Source organism: Longitalea arenae (assembly GCF_016924755.1).
Classification (GTDB): Bacteria; Bacteroidota; Bacteroidia; order Chitinophagales; family Chitinophagaceae; genus Niastella; species Niastella arenae.
In genome coordinates, this window is the sequence record NZ_JAFFJX010000009.1 from 105461 (window position 1) to 123526 (window position 18066).

The window sequence follows — 18066 nt, forward strand, 5'->3', positions numbered from 1 at the left end:
TAAAAAATACGGTAATGGCTATACTTTCCCTTTTGTTAACAAGGCACTGCCTTGTCTGCAGCTGCTGTGATCACTGCGTTGGTCTTTTCCAATGCCTGTTGCAGATCCTGTAACAGATCGCCGGCATCTTCCAGGCCGATACTTAAGCGAATGAGGCTGTCGGTAACACCGGCTGCGCGGCGTTTTTCTGCCGGAATGGTTTTGTGCGTCATGCTGGCTGGATGGCTTACCAGGCTTTTAATGCCCCCCAGGCTTTCGGCCAGTTTGAATAAGCTGGTGCTGGTGACAAAAGCGGTGGCTGCTTCCGCCGTATCTTCCTTCAGCGAAAAAGAAACGATGCCGCCAAAACCCCTGCTTTGCTTTTTGGCAATGGCATGATTATGATGATCCTTCAAGCCGGGATAATATACTTTATCAACGGCCGGGTGTTGCTGCAGGAATTCGGCTACTTCCTGTGCGCTTCGGCAATGTTGTTGAATGCGCAGGTGCAGGGTTTCAATGCCGCGGATCACCAGCCAGCTGTCGAAGGGAGCCAGGATGGCGCCACAGGCATTTTGATAGAATTTGATTGTATCGCCCAGTTCCTTGTCTTTCGTCACTACCAGGCCGGCAATGAGGTCGCTGTGACCGCCCAGGTATTTGGTGGCAGAATGCACTACAATATCAGCTCCCAGCGAAATAGGTTGTTGTAATGCCGGTGAAGCAAAAGTGTTATCCACGCAAAGTAAACAGCGGTTGGCTTTGGCGATCTGTGCGATGGCTTCTATATCAGAGATCTTTAACGTTGGATTGGTAGGTGTTTCGAGCCAGATGAGTTTGGTGTTCGGTGTAATGGCGTTGAACACTTTTTCAGGATCGGTAGTATCAACAAAGTGTATGGTAACCCCATATTGCTGGTACACCTGGGTGAATAACCGGTATGCCCCTCCGTAGATATCGTCTACAGCTACAATTTCATCGCCGGGCTTTAACAGTTTGGCAATGGCGTCAATAGCCGCCAGTCCGCTGGAGAAGGCAAGTCCCACCTGGCCACCTTCCAGTTGAGCGATCAGCGTTTCGAGCGTAGCTCTGGTAGGGTTATTGGTTCTTGCATAATCAAACCCTTTATTAACGCCAGGCGCTTCCTGTACGAAGGTGGAGGTTTGATAAATAGGTACCGATACGGCGCCGGTCAGTGCATCTACAGGGATGCTGTGAATGAGTTGTGTTGTCGCTTGCATGATAAACATTTTTTTGCTTCCATCCCTTTGCGTTAGGAAGTGGAAATGATAAATTGATTAAACAGTTGTACGTTGGCCAGTCATGTTATATCGACTATGCATTGTACATGTTCGCGACAGCACTTATCAAGAGTGTTCTTACAGGAGGAGTGTATTTTATTGTGAGCAGATCTTTTTGGGTTGATCTGGATCTTGCGATTCGTCCGTTACCTTCGCCCCCTGGCGGCTTTGGCGGATACAATAAAAAAAGCTCTTCCGTAAGTCAGAAGAGCCTTTCAATATGTTGTAATTCAGTATTGTAGAAGCTTTTATCTGACTTATCTGTCCCGCCTTCCGCGGGATGGAGTTGGCACCTTACAGCGGTTCTATGGAGAACCAGCGTGCAGGTTGTCAAGGCTTCATCGGGCCATTTCCCTCAGCCTTTCTTGATAAGCGATGTGTAAAGAACTGGTGCAAAGATAATCACCGTTTCTAAATTGTCAAATTTCTTTTTAATATGACTGTCTAACCGGTTAAAACAGGTAACAAAAAAAATCCTCCCGACAGGTCGTTCGGGAGGATCCTTTAATGTATCCATTTAAGAATTTGCAAGGGCTATATGCGAGCCAGTTGGGTAGAGTTCATTAGAAGCGGTAGCCAACTGAAATGCCAAAACCGGTATTTTTGATTTTGGTGTTATCAACCTTTTCGCCATCAATTTTAGGGAACAGGTTAGACATACCAAGTTGAGCGTTCAACTGGAAAGACAGTTTGCTGCTCAATTCATAACCAGCTGTCAAGTTACCACCAAAGTCTAAGCCTTTCATGTACCAGGCATCACCGTTGGCAAACTCTGTGGCTTCTTTTTGATCCAGATCATTGCTGAATTTGATATCTACATCTTCACCGTCGCCTTTAATTTTTCCGCCGATACCGAAACCAACGTAGGGACCAACACCCAGGATCAGTTTACCTGCTCCTAATGTAGGTTTGTAAATAAAGCTAACTGGCACTTCAATGTAAGAAAGGTTGAACTTACCGTCGCCTTCTTCAGCTTTAGCACCTTTTGTGCTGAATAATAAACCAGGTTGGAGATAAAAGTCGGTGGCAACTGGGATCTCAGCATTTGCACCGATATGAAAACCTGTTTTCATTTTGAATTCGAGATCTTCACCACCCAGTTCACCATTCAGGTTCTGGAAGTTAACGCCGGCGCGGATACCAAAGGTCGTTTTAGCATCCTGGGCTTTAGAGGTTAAAGCAAATGCAGTGGTTGCCAAAGCAAGCAACAAAACTTTTGATTTCATAACTAATTGATAGGGTTTTTTAATTGTTAATTAGGAAATGGATTTTTAACGGGATACATTTAAGCTTAAGGCTTGCTAATAAACGCATGATAAACGTTTAAATTGCGTAGGTGTTTACCCCTAACCTGAAAAACCTTTGTTTATTTTAAAACAAAAGCCGTCCCGATATACCGGAACGGCTTTATTGTGTTTCTTATACGATTATTCGTTTACCTGGCTCAGGAAATTTTCCATCACCGAGCCCAATCCTTAAAAGCGATATCCCAAAGAGATGCCAAAACCAGTGTTCTTCCATTTGGTATCGTCGGAGACGCCAGTAACTTTAGGATTGATCTTTACCATGCCTAATTGCGCATTCAACTGGGCAGAGAACTTACTGGTGAATTCATAACCAACCAGGAAGTTGCCACCAGCATCAAACCGCTTAAGATAGGGGGTAGCACTATTCCACTGTGCACTAGTTACCTCTTTTTCGAACTCAATATCAGTATCATCTCCATTTGTGTCAGAGATTTTACCTCCCACAGCAAATGCAACGTAGGGTCCTATGCCGAGCAATAATTTGCCTGCGCCCAACGCGGGTTTGTACAGAAAATTGATGGGTACTTCTACATACGATAATTTCACCTTGACATCATCGTCTACATCACTTTTTGCTCCTTTGGTTGAGAACAAAACACCGGGCTGTACGTAAAAATCGGTGGCTACCGGTATTTCTGCATTTACACCAACATGAAACCCGGTTTTGATCTTGTTATCAAGGTCGGCGCCGCCTGCATTCTCCCCGTTAATGTTCTGAAAGTTAACGCCAGCACGTAGTCCAAACGTAGTTTTGTCCTGCGCTTTGGTGCCAACTGCAAGTGCTGTAGTTGCCAGTGCAAACAAAATGGCTTTTGTTTTCATAACTAATAGTGTTGAAGGTTTTTGAAAAAAATTCAAATGATGGTATTTCTAATTAATATAGCAATTATTGACCAGCTTCTTTCTTCGCATCTGCCTTCATCTTTTCATTGGCAGTGATCAAAAAGTCTACACGGCGGTTTTGTGAACGTCCATCTTCTGTATCGTTGGTAGCTACCGGTGCAGTTTCTCCAAAGCCTTTAATTCTGATACGGCCGCTGGCAACGCCTTTGTTCCGTAAGAAAGCGGCTACAGATGAAGCTCTTTTTTCAGAAAGGGTCTGGTTGTATTCATCCGAACCTTTGCTGTCGGTATGCCCCTGGATCTCGATATCGGTATCAGGATAAGCTTTTAATACTTCAACCAGTTTGTTCAGGTTGGTAGAAGCGCCTGAAGAAAGATCAGAGCTATTGAAGGCGAATAAGATCTTGTCGCTGAATTCAACAACGATACCTTCACCAACACGCTCAACTTTGGCACCAGGTACTTTGTTCTCGATCTCTTTTGCTTGTTTGTCCATTTTTTTACCGATAACAGCACCTGTAACACCACCTACAGTTGCCCCAATGATGGCGCCTAATGCCGTATTACCAGCTGCTTTTCCTATTACTGCACCAACGGCGCCGCCGCCTGCTGTTCCAATAATAGCTCCTTTGGTTGTTTTGTTCATGCTTTTACAGCCACCGAGAATAATAGCTACGGCGGCGATACTTGTCAGGGTTTTTTGGATTGATCTCATATTATATTGTTTTAGTAAAGACTACGTTATGACCGTCCAAGAGCTTTCAAATTATATACCACAATATGGATTTAAAGCTACAGGGTTGATTATGAGGCGCAAATATCTTAAAGGATTATCAACATTCCTACTGTTTTTTTGTTCTTATCTTTGACAAATTATTTAGTAAAATCAACCGGGTTGGTGTAATTTCCCACAAAATAAAAGGCGTACGTTTTTATGGCAGATGTGAAAGCTAAAAAACCGGCTCCATTAAAGAGCGAACAAAAAGCCGGTGCCGAAACCGATGAGGCTATTCATGTTTTTGGAGCGCGGGTTCACAATCTTAAGAATATCGATATCAGTATTCCCAAAAATAAACTGGTTGTAATAACAGGTATCAGCGGCAGTGGAAAATCATCACTGGCCTTCGATACGATATATGCGGAGGGGCAACGCCGTTATATGGAAAGTTTTGGCGCCTATGCGCGTCAGTTCATTGGTGATATGGAGCGGCCTGATGTAGATAAGATCACAGGCCTCTCGCCGGTCATTTCCATTGAACAGAAGACCACTAACAAGAACCCACGTTCAACTGTTGGAACGATCACAGAAGTGTATGATTTTCTGCGATTATTGTTTGCCCGCGTTGGGGAGGCTTATAGTTACAATACGGGGAAAAAAATGGTCAAGTTCAGTGAAGAAGAGATCGTTGATAACATCTATAAAAAGTTCAAGGGAAAGAAGATAACATTACTCGCTCCATTGGTGCGCGGACGTAAAGGACATTATCGCGAACTGTTTGAAGATATTCGCAAAAAAGGTTATCTCAAAGTGCGCGTTGATGGGGAAGTGCAAGATCTTGTTCCCAAAATGCAGGTCGACCGTTATAAGATCCATGACATTGAAGTGGTGATCGATCGAATGGCAGTTGCAGATGATATGAAAGTGCGGTTAAGCCAGAGCGTTCAGAAGACCTTGCAAATGGGTAAGGAACTCATGTTCCTGCTGGTGCATGATGCCGGTGCTGCCAATGGAAAAAATGGTAAAACACCTGCGGAGCTGCTGGTGCAATATTCCCGTCAGCTAATGTGCGAAGACACCGGCATCAGCTATGAAGAACCATCTCCCAACAGTTTTTCATTTAACAGTCCATACGGCGCTTGCCCGGTCTGTAAGGGCCTTGGTAATGTTTACCAGATAAGTATGGAAGCAGTGATCCCTGATCTTTCATTATCCATTAATGAAGGCGGCATAACACCACTGGGCGAAGAAAGAGATAACTATGTGTTCAGCCAGGTGCAACGGCTTGCAAAGAAACACAAGTTCAGTCTCGATGTGCCTTTGAAAGAGATGCCCAAGAAAGCCCTCAACCTGGTCTTGTATGGCAATGAAGCCGGTGATCATGAAGAGCTGCTCGATTTTGATGCTATTAATCCTGAAGCAAATATATATACCGAAGAGTTCGAAGGAGTAGTACCACAATTAAAAAGGTGGTTCGCTGCCAGCTCAAGTGATTCTGTTCGTCAATGGACGGAACAGTTCATGGAATTAAAGACCTGTACAAGCTGTGGCGGCGCACGATTAAAAAAAGAAAGTTTGTGGTTCAAGGTGGACGAAAGAAATATTGCCGAGCTCAGCGAACTGAATCTTGATAAACTGATGCAATGGTTCAAAGGTATCGAGAAAAGATTATCTACCAAGCAAAATACCATTGCCAAAGATGTGTTGAAAGAGATCAGGGAACGCTTACAGTTCCTGCTCGATGTTGGTTTGAACTATCTCACCCTTAACCGCTCATCGCGAACGCTCAGCGGTGGTGAGTCGCAACGCATCCGGCTCGCTACACAGATCGGCTCGCAATTACAGGGCATCACCTATATTCTGGATGAACCAAGCATCGGGTTACATCAACGCGATAACCACCGCTTAATTGAAGCGTTGAAGAACCTGCGTAACATTGGTAACAGCGTGCTCGTGGTAGAACACGATAAAGATATTATGATGGCGGCCGATCACCTCGTTGATATCGGTCCCAAAGCCGGTTTTCATGGAGGCAGGGTAGTGGCGCAGGGAGAACCCGCTGCTTTATTGAAATTGGATACCCTCACATCTGCTTATCTGAATGGCATTCGCGAAATAGCAGTGCCTAAGGAAAGGAGAAAGGGCAATGGAAAGGTGCTGGAATTAATTGGCGCCAATGGCAATAACCTGCAAAAGGTTAATGCTAAATTCCCCCTGGGAAAGTTGATCGTGGCCACTGGCGTGAGCGGCAGTGGAAAATCAACCCTCATCATTGAGACCTTGTATCCCATATTAAGCAAACATGCCTATAACTCGCGGATGACGCCGCTTGAATATAAAAATGTCAAAGGACTCGAACATATAGATAAGGTAATTGAGATCGATCAGTCGCCGATCGGCCGTACACCAAGAAGCAATCCGGCAACCTATTGCGGCTTTTTTACGGATATCCGAACCTTGTTTGCTTCTGTGCCCGAAGCCAAGATCCGCGGTTACAATGCCGGGCGCTTCTCCTTCAATGTAAAAAGCGGCCGTTGCGATGTGTGTGAAGGCGGTGGTATGCGGGTGATCGAAATGAACTTTTTACCTGATGTATACGTACACTGCGAAAAATGCCAGGGTAAACGGTATAACCGCGAAACCCTTGAGATCAGGTATAAGGGTAAAAGCATCAGCGATGTACTGGATATGACGGTGGATGATGCCGTTGAATTCTTTCAGAATGTGCCTTATTTATACCGGAAGATAAAAGTGTTACAGGAAGTTGGACTGGGATACATTACCCTGGGACAAAGCGCCGTCACTTTAAGCGGGGGAGAAGCGCAACGCGTGAAACTCGCTACTGAACTGTCGAAAAAAGATACCGGTAAAACATTTTACATCCTCGATGAACCAACTACCGGATTGCATTTCGAAGATATCCAGCATTTGCTGGATGTATTAAATAAGCTGGTTGACCGCGGCAATACAGTGCTGGTGATAGAACATAACATGGATGTTATAAAAGTGGCCGATCATATTATTGACCTGGGGCCTGAAGGCGGTGACGGGGGCGGACAGATCCTTTTTGAAGGAACTCCGGAAGAGCTGCTGAAAGTTAAAACCAGTCACACCGCTAAATTTTTAAAAGAAGAATTAAAATAAACCTGTCAATGGAAAGAGTAATAATAGATATGGATGAGGTCATTGCCGATCCTATGGGGGCAATGATAGCCTGGTATGAAAAGGAATATGGATTGCCGGTTGATCATAGTAAAATGAAAGGGTCCTGGTTGTTCGGCTTTCCCGAGCAACACCAGGTGCTGGTGCGTGAGCGTTTATATGAACCCGGTTTCTTCCGCAACCTGCCGGTAATGAAAGACAGTGTGGAGGTATTGAAGGAAATGAATAAGCGTTATGAGATCTTTATTGTATCTGCAGCTACCGAGTTCCCCAATTCATTAAAAGAAAAGCTCGACTGGTTATTAGAGCATTTCCCGTATTTCACCTGGAAGCAGTTAGTGCTTTGCGGTGAGAAGCGCATGGTATATGGCGATCATATGATCGATGATCATGTACGGCACCTGCAGCATTTCAATGGAAAAAAGCACCTTTTTACGGCTGCCCACAACAAAGATGTAACCGGTTACGACCGCATCAATAACTGGCAAGAAGCGGCCGGTATATTCTTAAAATAAATGCACTGAAATAGTCAATAGATGGGGTGTCCGCCGCGGCGGATGCCCTTTTTTTATGGCCCGGGCCCTTACAGGCTGCACCCTTGGCCTAAAAAACAAGTAGCCGGCAATTATTCATCGCCGGCTACTGAGGATACTGGCATTAACCAGAAGAAGTTTGTGGTCCAATAAGCAGGTGCAGGGAGTGATTAATAAAATCTTTGTGTTTCAGGGTACTTAAAAATAGGGAACGGATCAGGTTTTGACTCAACCGGATATATGGATTTTACTAATTTCCCTGCAGCTTATTGGATTATAAGTTGTGGTAGCAAAGAGCTTTTTGTGTTGCCTGTACGGCAACCGCAAACTGATTTATCGTATGATCACCTGTCCATTTTCTATACGCTCATCATCATTGAACACTTCGAACAGGTAATTGCCTTTTTCAATGTTGTCAATAACAGTGGTTTGCCTGCCTTTGATGATTGCCTGTTTAACAAGGTTCCCGGCAACATCAAATAAAAAGAACTGGTATATTTTGTCCTCTGAACCGCGCACACTAAAGAATAGAACATCCTGCTCAGCGTTCGGATACAACTTTATTCTATGCTTTTTACTGGTAACCTGTTTTTGTACCAGGATGGTGTCATTTGAATAAGTAGGTACTGATAATGGATAAGCGAAAGAGGCTTGCGTGGCTATGCACAATAATATTATTGTAAACAGCGCGGGAATAGTACGGATAATAAAACGCCTTCCTACGGTTTCGCTTGTGTTCATGGGTTCGGGTTAGCCGCCTCGTTAGAGGCCAAAAGTTTTCAAAAAGGGTACGGATCAACAATATCTTGATACGGAAATTGTAACCATTAGAATCTTACCGGGCAACGGGTTGAGCTCATGCTGTTGTTTCCCTGGCCTAATCTGAAACCTAATTTCAGGTTTAAAGAGAAATAAGCGTCGTTATTCGTTGACGTTCCTCTTTTCATACCTGCGGTATACGGTGCTGCAATGGTACCACTCTTATTAGCCATTCTTGCAGCCAGCGCAGCTTGCGGAGCAGGCATCGTTGCGTAAAAAGCGCCTGGATCGATATAAGAAGTGCTTACATCATCTATATAATCGGTATTGGTAGTCCGGTGTAATAACTCAAGACTAACATTTACTTTTTCGCTGATAAAGTACTTAGCGCCTGCACCCAGGGAATAATTGAATGCGGTTAATTTATATTCTTTGCGGCCGGGATACAACGACATGCCCTGTCCTTCGGTACGTAAAGGTTTCAGATCAACATATTCACCAGTGAGGGGGTCAGTACCCTGTGGGTTGAATTTAAAGAAACCGATTCCACCCAGTACATAAGGTCTGATCCTGCCCACTACATCAGATGGATCTCCTTCAAGAAAAACAGTTGGATATACTTCAGCCAGCAATAAACCTTCGGTTATGCGGGTGCGAACGTCTGAGTTACGGTTTTTGCGTGCTTCTTCCAGGCCACCTTTACCTCTGATCAACGCATCGTCGCCTGCCAGCGTACCTCTGTTTAATGCCAGTCTGAAACCCAGCCAATCATTGGGATAATAGGCGAGATAAGCACCAAAAATAAGTTTGGTTGTTGGAAAGTTGTTGTCTTTGATAAATTTGGTACCCTTTCCGGCGTTACCTCCGAGGTCACTCAGAAGGTTGGTGGGTCCCAGGCTAATGCCTAGTTCAAAAGAGGATGAACTTTCTGTGTACTGGCCAAACGAAGTGATGCAAGTGCTTGCACCAACCAGTAATAACATGCCACACTTCCATACAGAGTGTAAAAACTGTTTCATGAGAATATCAGATTTAGTTTTCAGACGGTCAGAGAAAATCTGGTGCTAAAAAATAACAACACCAGCTACACAGACTATAAACGCAGAATTGTCTGTTTTTTGTGTGCAGCTTTTAAAAAAATATCCAAATAAGTGTTTTGTTCTAGCGTTTTCAACCGGTAACCGGTAGAAACATCCTAATGTGTTGAATGCCATCTTCAAGATAGATGTCACTACACTGTTGAAACCCTAGTGAATTGTAGAAATTACGGAGGTAAAATTGCGCACCGATAGTGATCGTAGTTTTCCCCCAGAGCGCGTATGATGTACGAATAGAATATTCCATTAGTAGTTTTCCTATTCCGGCATGCCTTAGTTTCGGCGAAGTTACAACACGGCCAATAGAAGGTTCATCATAGGATATACCGGCGGGGACTAACCGTGTATATCCTGCTAAAAGGTTGTTATGCCAGCCCATTACATGTACAGAGACCTGGTCTTTATTATCTGCATCCTGGAAAACACAGTTCTGTTCAACCACAAATACTTCATTGCGTAACTGCAGAATAGCATACAGTTCGTGTGGCGTAAGTTCGTTAAATGACTTATGTATAAATGTTAGGTTAGTAACCATATTTGTCTTTCCAGAGATTTTTGAGATACCTTCTCAGTTCTTCTTCCCGGGCGTTTTGACCGGGGTTGTAAAATTTGCGGCCCGTGAGCGGTGGCGGCAAATATTCCTGGCTGGAAAAATTGCCTTCAAAATCATGCGCATATTTATAGCCTTTGCTGTAATCGAGTTTTTTCATGAGGTTGGTGGGTGCATTGCGAATATGCAGGGGCACCGGCAGATCGCCATGTTCCCGAACCGCTGCCATTGCATCATTGATGGCCACATACGACGCATTGCTTTTGGCGGAAGTGGCCAGGTAGATGGCGCATTGCGATAAAATAATGCGGGCCTCGGGATTGCCGATCTTGTTCACAGCTTCGAATGTAGCATTGGCGAGCACCAATGCCGTAGGGTTTGCATTCCCAATGTCTTCACTGGCCAGTATAAGCATCCGGCGGGCTATGAACTTTACATCTTCTCCTCCTTCGATCATTCGGGCCAGCCAGTACACGGCACCGTTGGGATCGCTGCCACGCATACTTTTTATAAAGGCAGATATGATGTCATAATGTTGTTCGCCGCTTTTATCATACAAAGCGATCCGTTGCTGTGCAATGTCCATTACCGCCTGGTCTGTGATAATGGCTGTTTCGCCCAGGGTGTTTACTACCAATTCCAGCAGGTTCAATAATTTGCGGGCATCGCCGCCCGAGATCGTGATGAGGGCAGCTGTTTCCTGCAGCTCAATATGTTTTTTCTGCAGGTGTCCGTCTTTGGTAATAGCCTGCTGCAACAATTTGATAAGACTTTCTTCCTGCAGCGGTCTTAATACATACACCTGGCAACGGCTCAGCAGGGCGCTGTTCACTTCAAAAGAAGGATTTTCGGTGGTTGCGCCTATAAGGGTAACGATCCCTTTTTCTACCGCGCCCAGCAGGGCATCCTGTTGGCCTTTATTGAAACGGTGTATTTCATCGATAAATAAAACAGCCCGCGCTTTTTCTTTAGCTTCTGCAATCACTTCCCGCACTTCCTTAACGCCTGCGCTGATGGCGCTGAGCGTATAAAAGGGAACCTGTAACGTATGCGCTATGATATTGGCAATAGTGGTTTTACCGGTACCGGGCGGGCCCCAAAGGATCATGGAAGGCACTTTTCCCTGTTCAATAGCGGTACGCAAAATGCTACCTTTTCCGGTAAGGTGCTCCTGACCTGCCAGCTCATCTAATGTAGTCGGACGTAACCTTTCTGCAAGTGGTGTTGCTTCCATATTTATGGGAAGAAAAATAGCTCCTCAAGTTAGTGAAATTTTGCCTCATGGCTGGGCTGTCGGGTTTACGGTTGCTGATCAAACTGTTCATACCAGGTATTGATCGTGTTTTCATGGATAGACCTGCGCAAGCGGAACATGCCGGCGAGAAAGATAAGATGTATTATAAAAATGACCCATGAAATGATGAGGTGCGCAGTGATGGTAAACCAGTATCGTTTAAATCCCTGGTAGGTTTCTATATTGAATATAAACCTCAACATCCACCAGCTGTTCACTACCTGGGCAAACAGAAAAGCGATCAGGATGAAATTCAGGATGTATAAAATGTTGAACCAACGCTTTTGCCTGGGCGCCAGCGGAACATCGGGATAATTGTAATTCAACATGGATAAACCGTGATAAACAAAAACAAACTGCAGTCCATAAGCGATGATATTCACCAAACCCACCAGGGCATTTCCCTGGAACAAGACCTGGCCGAATGACATCATGGCTTTGAACGCTACCAGGATCAGTTGTACGATACAAACGGATCTGAATATTTTCCAGGAGGTGGTAAGGCCTTTCATCATTTCTTTATTTAACCTTGCTGCATTAAAAACCCCATGTCGTTTTAGCGGCATGGGGCGTTATATCAAATAGCGGGTAGTTGTACTACTATCACTCGCTTTATTGCAAATTCAATTTTATCTGAAGTTCTTCGAACTGCTTTTGATCGATGGCGCTGGGCGCATCGAGCATAACGTCGCGGCCGCTGTTGTTTTTAGGGAAGGCAATAAAATCGCGAATGCTTTCGCTGCCGCCCAGAATAGCACACAAGCGGTCGAAGCCATAGGCTATACCACCATGGGGCGGCGCACCATATTCGAAAGCGCCCAACAGGAAGCCGAACTTGTGCATGGCCTCTTCCTGGCTCATGCCAAGGGCCGCAAACATCTTTTCCTGCAGGTCGCGCTGGAAGATACGGATAGAACCACCGCCGATTTCATTCCCATTCAACACCATATCATACGCATTGGCCTTGATGTTAGCATAGGGATGTTTCAGGTATTCGGCCGCATTTTCAATAACGGGACTGTTTTTGATCATGATCTCAATATGATCGGGCTTGGGCGAAGTGAACGGATGGTGACGGGCAACCCAACGGTTGTCTTCTTCGCTGTATTCAAACAACGGAAAGTCGAGCACCCACAATAATTTAAATTCGTCTTTTTTGCGCAGGCCCAGCCTTTCGCCCATTTCCAGGCGCAGTTCGCTCATCGCTTTGCGGGTGCGCTCTTCGGCGCCTGCCAGTATCAGCACCAGGTCGCCGGCTTTGGCGCCTGCCGCTTCGGCAATGGCTTTCAGTTTTTCTTCCGTAAAGAATTTATCTACGCTGCTTTTATAGGTACCATCGGCATTACACTTGATGAACACCAGGCCCTGCATGCCTATTTGCGGGCGTTTTACCCAATCCGTGAGCTCATCGGTTTGTTTGCGGGTATATTCGGCACAACCTGGTACGGCAATGGCCAGTACGGTTTCTGCGTCGTTGAACACTTTAAACTCCGTGCCGGCGATCAGTTCCCCGGTAGCCGGGAGTTTGCCGTCTTTGGTAAAAGCTGATTTTATGTTCAGCAGCTGCATGCCAAAACGAATGTCGGGTTTGTCGTTCCCGTATTGCCACATAGCGTCTTCCCAGGTCATGCGTTGCACTTTCTCAGTGATCTCAAGGCCCTTTACCGCTTTGAAAATATGTTTGATCATGCCTTCAAACATGTTCAGGATATCTTCCTGCTCAACAAAGCACATTTCACAGTCGATCTGAGTGAACTCAGGCTGGCGGTCGGCACGCAGGTCCTCATCGCGAAAACATTTCACTACCTGGTAATAGCGGTCGTAACCGCTTACCATCAATAGTTGTTTGAAGGTTTGAGGCGATTGGGGTAAAGCGTAGAACTGCCCCGGATTCATCCGCGACGGCACCACAAAATCGCGCGCCCCTTCCGGTGTAGACTTAATCAGGAAAGGGGTTTCTATATCCATGAAATGGTTATCGTGCAGGTAATTGCGGGCGGCGCGGTTAACCGCATAGCGCAGCTCGAGGTTCTTCTTCACCAGGTTCCGGCGCAGATCGAGATAGCGGTATTTCATGCGCAGGTCATCGCCGCCATCGGTATCATCCTGGATGGTGAAAGGCGGTGTTGCCGATTTATTAAGAATTACAAAGGAAGAGATCTTGATTTCAATATCGCCGGTTGGTATATTGGGGTTTTTATTACTCCGTTCGCTCACCACACCTGTAGCCTGCAGCACAAATTCCCGGCCCAGGGGCTGCTGGTCGAGTTGATCATTCAGTTCTTCCCCCAGTAACAACTGGGTAATGCCATAGCGGTCTCTAAGGTCAATAAAGGTGATGCTGCCAAACTTTCTGATGGTTTGTACCCAGCCGGCAAGCGTTACCTGTTGCCCGGCTTGTGCCATCCTTAATTCTCCACAGGTATGAGTTCTGTACATTCTAAATATTTTAAATAATCTGATAAACGGTTAACGATCCGGAAACCCCGTCTCCGGAACCAAATTCACCATCCCAAACGCAAATAGCAGCTTTGCAAGCTGTTGATTGGGATTTGGAATTTGCGGCCAAAGGTAATTCAAAACGGTATGCTTTTCATTCGTTCGGGCAATGGCAGTGATCATTTTCGCGGGACTGGATTTTCAGTTCCGTCAAAATATGCTGTTTTTTTGCTATTTAAGGGGGAAAGCGGTTTTGAATTGTCTAACAGCCAGGTTCCTGTGTTGGGTAATTTTTATTATTTTTCGCCCCTGGATGCTATTGTTTTGCAATGCCAGAACAGGATAAAGGGAATTATTGAACAGACCGGTAACAAAAACAACAGCTCAATTACCAATATCATACAATGGAGTCGGGAATTATCTTTATACTGTTAGTAGTGGTTATAGGCGGTTTCGCTTTTGCCCGGTATTTACGTACCCAGTATCTCGCACAAAGGGTAAAAGAACAGTATGAAAAGAAACACAAAAGCTACGACGCCATTCTTCAGGAATATATTCCCTATTACCGCAAACTGGATGCTTCCCTGCGCGACCGGTTCCTGAAAAGGACCCTTATTTTCCGGGCTACCAAACATTTTGAGTTCGTAGAAATGGAAGAAGAGGAACATATGTCGCTGCTGATCAGTGCAGCTGCCATACAGCTCACGTTTGGACTGGAGCATTATTTAATGGATCATTTCCACAAGATCTATATCATGAAGCGCGATTACCATTATGGTTTGTTCAATATACCCTTCCAGGGCCATGTGAGCGATGATGGGATCTATCTTTCGTGGAATAATTTTTTAAAGTCTTATGCTAATTACACCGACGGCGATAATGTGGGGTTGCATGAAATGGCGCATGCCCTCGCGTATATAAATTTTCCCGAGCATGAGCACGAAGGGGAAGATGAAGGCTTTCAGTACCGGTGGTTAAAAACTTTTACCAATACCGGCAGAGCCGTTTTCAGCCGCATGCAGGCGGGAGAAACGAACTTCCTGGGGCATTATGCAGCCACCAATTACCAGGAATTCTGGGCGGTTTGTGTGGAGAACTTTTTTGAAAGGCCTGAAGTGTTCAAAATACAACTGCCTGACTTATATGACGCTATATGTAAATTACTCAACCAGGATATGTTAAAGCCGGGTATATTATTGCATCCTGTTTTTGAAGAATATGCGTAGTTAATAAACTTCTAATCACACGATACTAACAGATATCCTAAATTTGCAGAGGGTACTTTCTTTTTTAAATATTTCTTTATACTTTGTACCCAGATAGAACCCTCTAATGATCACCACCCTTTAATTTGCCATATCTCCCCAAGGATCCCTGAAAACCGTTAGTAGATCCATCTTCTCTATTTGAAAACCACGTCGTTGATCTGATCCCCGAGTCATTTACGAAAAATAGAGCATTATGGAGATTTTGATCATTTTTCTGGTGGTCTTCGGTATCATTCTTCTACAGGGTCCTGTAATAAGGTGCTATAACTACCTGTACGAAAAGAGGCAGTATAAACAATTTCTTACCCAGGAAACTTTTTATCACGCCATTGTTTCACAGAACCTGAAGTATTATAACCGGTTGAACACCGTTAACCAACACAAATTCCTGTTCAGAACTTACCTGTTCAAAAAAGCCAAAAAGTTCCATTACATAGAGGTGGAAGAATGCGCCGAAATGCCCATCCTTATCAGTGCAACGGCTGTGCAGTTGACTTTCGGATTGGATAAGTACCAGTTTAATTTTTTCAGGGATATCTATGTGCTGAAGCACGATTATCATTACGGCTTCTATTCCCGGCCTTTTGAAGGGCATGTTGACCACAGCGGCATTTATTTATCCTGGGACAAATTCATCAAAGGATTGAAAGGCCTTACGCCGAACTGCAATATGGGTTTGCACGAAATGGGGCATGCACTGGCTTATGTAAACTTCATTTCTCAAACGGAGGAAGACAAACATTTCAAAAAAGAATGGATGAATTTCTCCAAAGTGGCCCGTCCCATTTTTGAAAGCATGCGGCAGGGCGCCAAGAATTTACTCGATGAATATGCCGGCACCAATTACCAGGAGTTCTGGGCTGTAAGTGTGGAAGTATTCTTTGAGAACCCGGTTCGCATGCGGCATGATATGCCTGACCTCTACAATGCCATGATCGCTTTATTGCGGCAGGACCCGATTGGAATGTTAAACATCAATAAACTGGCTGCCTAGCGCACTATTTTACTTTTAGCCTGCCATTGAGGATTGTGTTTTCTATGTCGGATATTTCCCCGCCGGGGACCTATTCGACATTTTTTTGCGCAGTTTGGCCAGGCGCCCTGTATCAGGAAACTTCTTCTACCGCTACTGCCTGTGGTGCTGCAGCCGTTTCTTTTTTTCTTTTTAGAGGCGAATAAATGAGGTAGTAATAGAACAATACTACCAAACCGAGGCAAAAGGGAATAAGGCAATAGGGTTTTACCTGTTCGTCTACCTCCAGGAACTCGGCGATCATCCACATGGAGTTAGCGCTTATCCATAAGGTGATGGCTATATTATGCGTTAGCTCTGCCATTATATGCCGGGTGCGCCAGGCAATATAAATAGCAATGATGAGGGTGGGAAAGATCATGGCAATCCCCAGCGGCTTAAGGATCAAACACCAGCAGATGTCTTTTACGAGCCAGAACAGGATATGCAAATTTTCCAGTTTGCGGAATTTGGCTGGTATAACGTACAGTTCTTTTGATTCCTGCCCCACTGTTTATGATTTGAGTTTTGATAATAGAAGGTGCAAAAATAAAATTATTTCGATAATACGCGTTTGAATCGCTGAATATCGGCTTCGGGTAGCAGTGGCGACTGATGCTGAAGATGTTGCACCAGTTGTGGTGCAAAAAATGGCGCCAGGGAACAGCCTTTGGTGCCCATACCGTTGAAAATGCCAATGGCCGGTTGCGTGGGATGGAAGCCGATGAATGGACGCCGTTCAATGGTGGCGGGCCGTACTGCAGCGGTATGCTCCAGCAGGCGCACCGGTGCTTTTATCCAGTGTTTTAAGGCAGCCAGGGTTTTCTCCCGGAATAATGCTGTTGGAGCATCGCTGGTAAAATCCCATTCGTAGGAAGAGCCCACCCAAAAAATATTATCCCGCCAGGGCACCCAGTTAATGCCTTTTTTAAAGATGTGCTGCCCAGGCATGTCGCCCGTTTCTACCAGTAACACCTCGCCTTTATTAGGAGCAAAGGGCAGGTTGGCAAACCAGGGATTGTTAAAGGAACCAATGCCATCGCAGAAGATGATCCGCTGGGCTGTAATGCCTTTGTAGTGGATGGTATCGGCAAGCACCTGTAATTGCGTATGATCGAATTTTTCTTCGAGCAGGTTATTACCAGCCATCAACAAGCGGCGGTATGCAGGCAGCAATTCCGGCAGGTTTACCAGGTAACAGGGGGAAATAATGCCGTAGCCAAAATCATAATTGAAATAGGTGCTCCACGCATCCGGGTCATTTGGCAGCGAGATGTATTGGGTATCTTCTGCATAGCGTTTCTCATAGGCCAGCTTCATTTGCGGGGTTGGAAAAAAATCGATGATGTCTTTTTGCTGGATTGCCGTTAGCTGCAACCGGCTGCCGAGTTCGGTGTATTGCTGCCAGGCAAAGGGCATCACCTCATCTATCATCCACGTTTTTACAATACGTCTGCCGGTGACCGGGTTAATAATGCCGGCGGCTACCCTGGAAGCTGTTCCCGGCCGGTTATCATCGATCACCAGGAAAGAAAAACCTGCTTTTTGTAATTCCCAGCTGAGGAATGTACCGCAGATCCCCTGGCCGATCACTAAAAAATCAAAATGCATGACGCAAATGTAAGGGAGAAGATCTATAATGACGGCTTACGCAAGGTTGAACGTTCATAGTGTAAAGCAGGGGATTGCAAGTTCCTGGTTGCAGGTTGCAGGGTAAAAGGTCCAGTCTCTCAGCTACAGGCTCAAAGTAATAACAGGCGCCTGAAACAAACGCACTTGTAACCTGTACCTTGTAACCTGTAAC

At 45.2% G+C, this 18066-nt stretch carries 16 protein-coding genes and 1 riboswitch; of the genes, 4 read left to right on the plus strand and 12 right to left on the minus strand.

Annotation, left to right across the window (positions count from 1 at the left end; translation table 11 throughout):
- Positions 1–35 precede the first annotated feature (35 nt).
- The 4 genes from JT717_RS18275 to JT717_RS18290 all read right to left on the minus strand — a co-directional run bounded on the left by JT717_RS18275 (position 36) and on the right by JT717_RS18290 (position 4145).
- Positions 36–1220, minus strand: coding sequence for a trans-sulfuration enzyme family protein (locus JT717_RS18275; RefSeq protein ID WP_205512220.1), 1185 nt, complete (start codon positions 1218–1220; stop codon positions 36–38).
- A 314-nt stretch (positions 1221–1534) separates the two neighbouring features.
- Positions 1535–1655: riboswitch (SAM riboswitch) on the minus strand.
- A gap of 188 nt (positions 1656–1843) precedes the next feature.
- Complete coding sequence (locus JT717_RS18280; RefSeq protein WP_205512222.1) at positions 1844–2506, minus strand: porin family protein; 663 nt, start codon at positions 2504–2506, stop codon at positions 1844–1846.
- Positions 2507–2755: 249 nt separating this feature from the next.
- The gene (locus JT717_RS18285) at positions 2756–3409 is read right to left on the minus strand and encodes a porin family protein (protein ID WP_205512224.1); all 654 of its coding nucleotides are present in this window, start codon (positions 3407–3409) and stop codon (positions 2756–2758) included.
- A 64-nt stretch (positions 3410–3473) separates the two neighbouring features.
- Entirely contained in the window at positions 3474–4145 is a 672-nt protein-coding gene (locus JT717_RS18290) for a YiaD family glycine zipper/OmpA-like lipoprotein (protein ID WP_205512226.1), read from the minus strand.
- A 219-nt stretch (positions 4146–4364) separates the two neighbouring features.
- On the opposite strand from JT717_RS18290, the gene uvrA reads away from it, so the two are divergent.
- Positions 4365–7292 (plus strand): excinuclease ABC subunit UvrA, encoded by a 2928-nt coding sequence (uvrA, locus tag JT717_RS18295; RefSeq protein ID WP_205512228.1) that lies wholly within the window; start codon positions 4365–4367, stop codon positions 7290–7292.
- 8 nt (positions 7293–7300) lie between these two features.
- A complete protein-coding gene (locus JT717_RS18300) occupies positions 7301–7825 on the plus strand; it encodes a 5' nucleotidase, NT5C type (RefSeq protein WP_205512230.1) in 525 nt (174 codons plus the stop codon).
- Positions 7826–8176: 351 nt separating this feature from the next.
- Here the strand turns inward: JT717_RS18300 and JT717_RS18305 are convergent, their stop codons facing one another.
- The 6 genes from JT717_RS18305 to aspS all read right to left on the minus strand — a co-directional run bounded on the left by JT717_RS18305 (position 8177) and on the right by aspS (position 13982).
- Positions 8177–8584, minus strand: coding sequence for a T9SS type A sorting domain-containing protein (locus JT717_RS18305; RefSeq protein ID WP_205512232.1), 408 nt, complete (start codon positions 8582–8584; stop codon positions 8177–8179).
- 86 nt (positions 8585–8670) lie between these two features.
- The gene (locus JT717_RS18310; protein WP_205512234.1) at positions 8671–9621 is read right to left on the minus strand and encodes an outer membrane beta-barrel protein; all 951 of its coding nucleotides are present in this window, start codon (positions 9619–9621) and stop codon (positions 8671–8673) included.
- A 151-nt stretch (positions 9622–9772) separates the two neighbouring features.
- Positions 9773–10234, minus strand: coding sequence for a GNAT family N-acetyltransferase (locus JT717_RS18315; protein ID WP_205512236.1), 462 nt, complete (start codon positions 10232–10234; stop codon positions 9773–9775).
- On the minus strand, positions 10224–11483 hold the full coding sequence (locus JT717_RS18320; RefSeq protein ID WP_205512238.1) for a replication-associated recombination protein A: 1260 nt from the start codon (positions 11481–11483) through the stop codon (positions 10224–10226). The genes JT717_RS18315 and JT717_RS18320 overlap by 11 nt, the downstream gene beginning before the upstream one ends.
- A 65-nt stretch (positions 11484–11548) precedes the next feature.
- Positions 11549–12109: a hypothetical protein gene (locus JT717_RS18325; protein ID WP_205512240.1), complete on the minus strand. Its 561-nt coding sequence runs from the start codon at positions 12107–12109 to the stop codon at positions 11549–11551.
- A gap of 46 nt (positions 12110–12155) precedes the next feature.
- Entirely contained in the window at positions 12156–13982 is a 1827-nt protein-coding gene (aspS, locus tag JT717_RS18330) for an aspartate--tRNA ligase (protein ID WP_205512242.1), read from the minus strand.
- A 404-nt stretch (positions 13983–14386) separates the two neighbouring features.
- On the opposite strand from aspS, the gene JT717_RS18335 reads away from it, so the two are divergent.
- Positions 14387–15208 (plus strand): zinc-dependent peptidase, encoded by an 822-nt coding sequence (locus JT717_RS18335; RefSeq protein WP_205512244.1) that lies wholly within the window; start codon positions 14387–14389, stop codon positions 15206–15208.
- 235 nt (positions 15209–15443) lie between these two features.
- Positions 15444–16244: a zinc-dependent peptidase gene (locus JT717_RS18340; RefSeq protein ID WP_205512245.1), complete on the plus strand. Its 801-nt coding sequence runs from the start codon at positions 15444–15446 to the stop codon at positions 16242–16244.
- A gap of 112 nt (positions 16245–16356) precedes the next feature.
- On the opposite strand, the gene JT717_RS18345 is transcribed toward JT717_RS18340, so the two are convergent.
- Together JT717_RS18345 and JT717_RS18350 are read right to left on the minus strand one after the other, a co-directional pair.
- On the minus strand, positions 16357–16773 hold the full coding sequence (locus JT717_RS18345) for a hypothetical protein (RefSeq protein ID WP_205512247.1): 417 nt from the start codon (positions 16771–16773) through the stop codon (positions 16357–16359).
- A 44-nt stretch (positions 16774–16817) separates the two neighbouring features.
- Positions 16818–17873 (minus strand): NAD(P)/FAD-dependent oxidoreductase, encoded by a 1056-nt coding sequence (locus JT717_RS18350; protein WP_205512249.1) that lies wholly within the window; start codon positions 17871–17873, stop codon positions 16818–16820.
- Positions 17874–18066 lie beyond the last annotated feature (193 nt).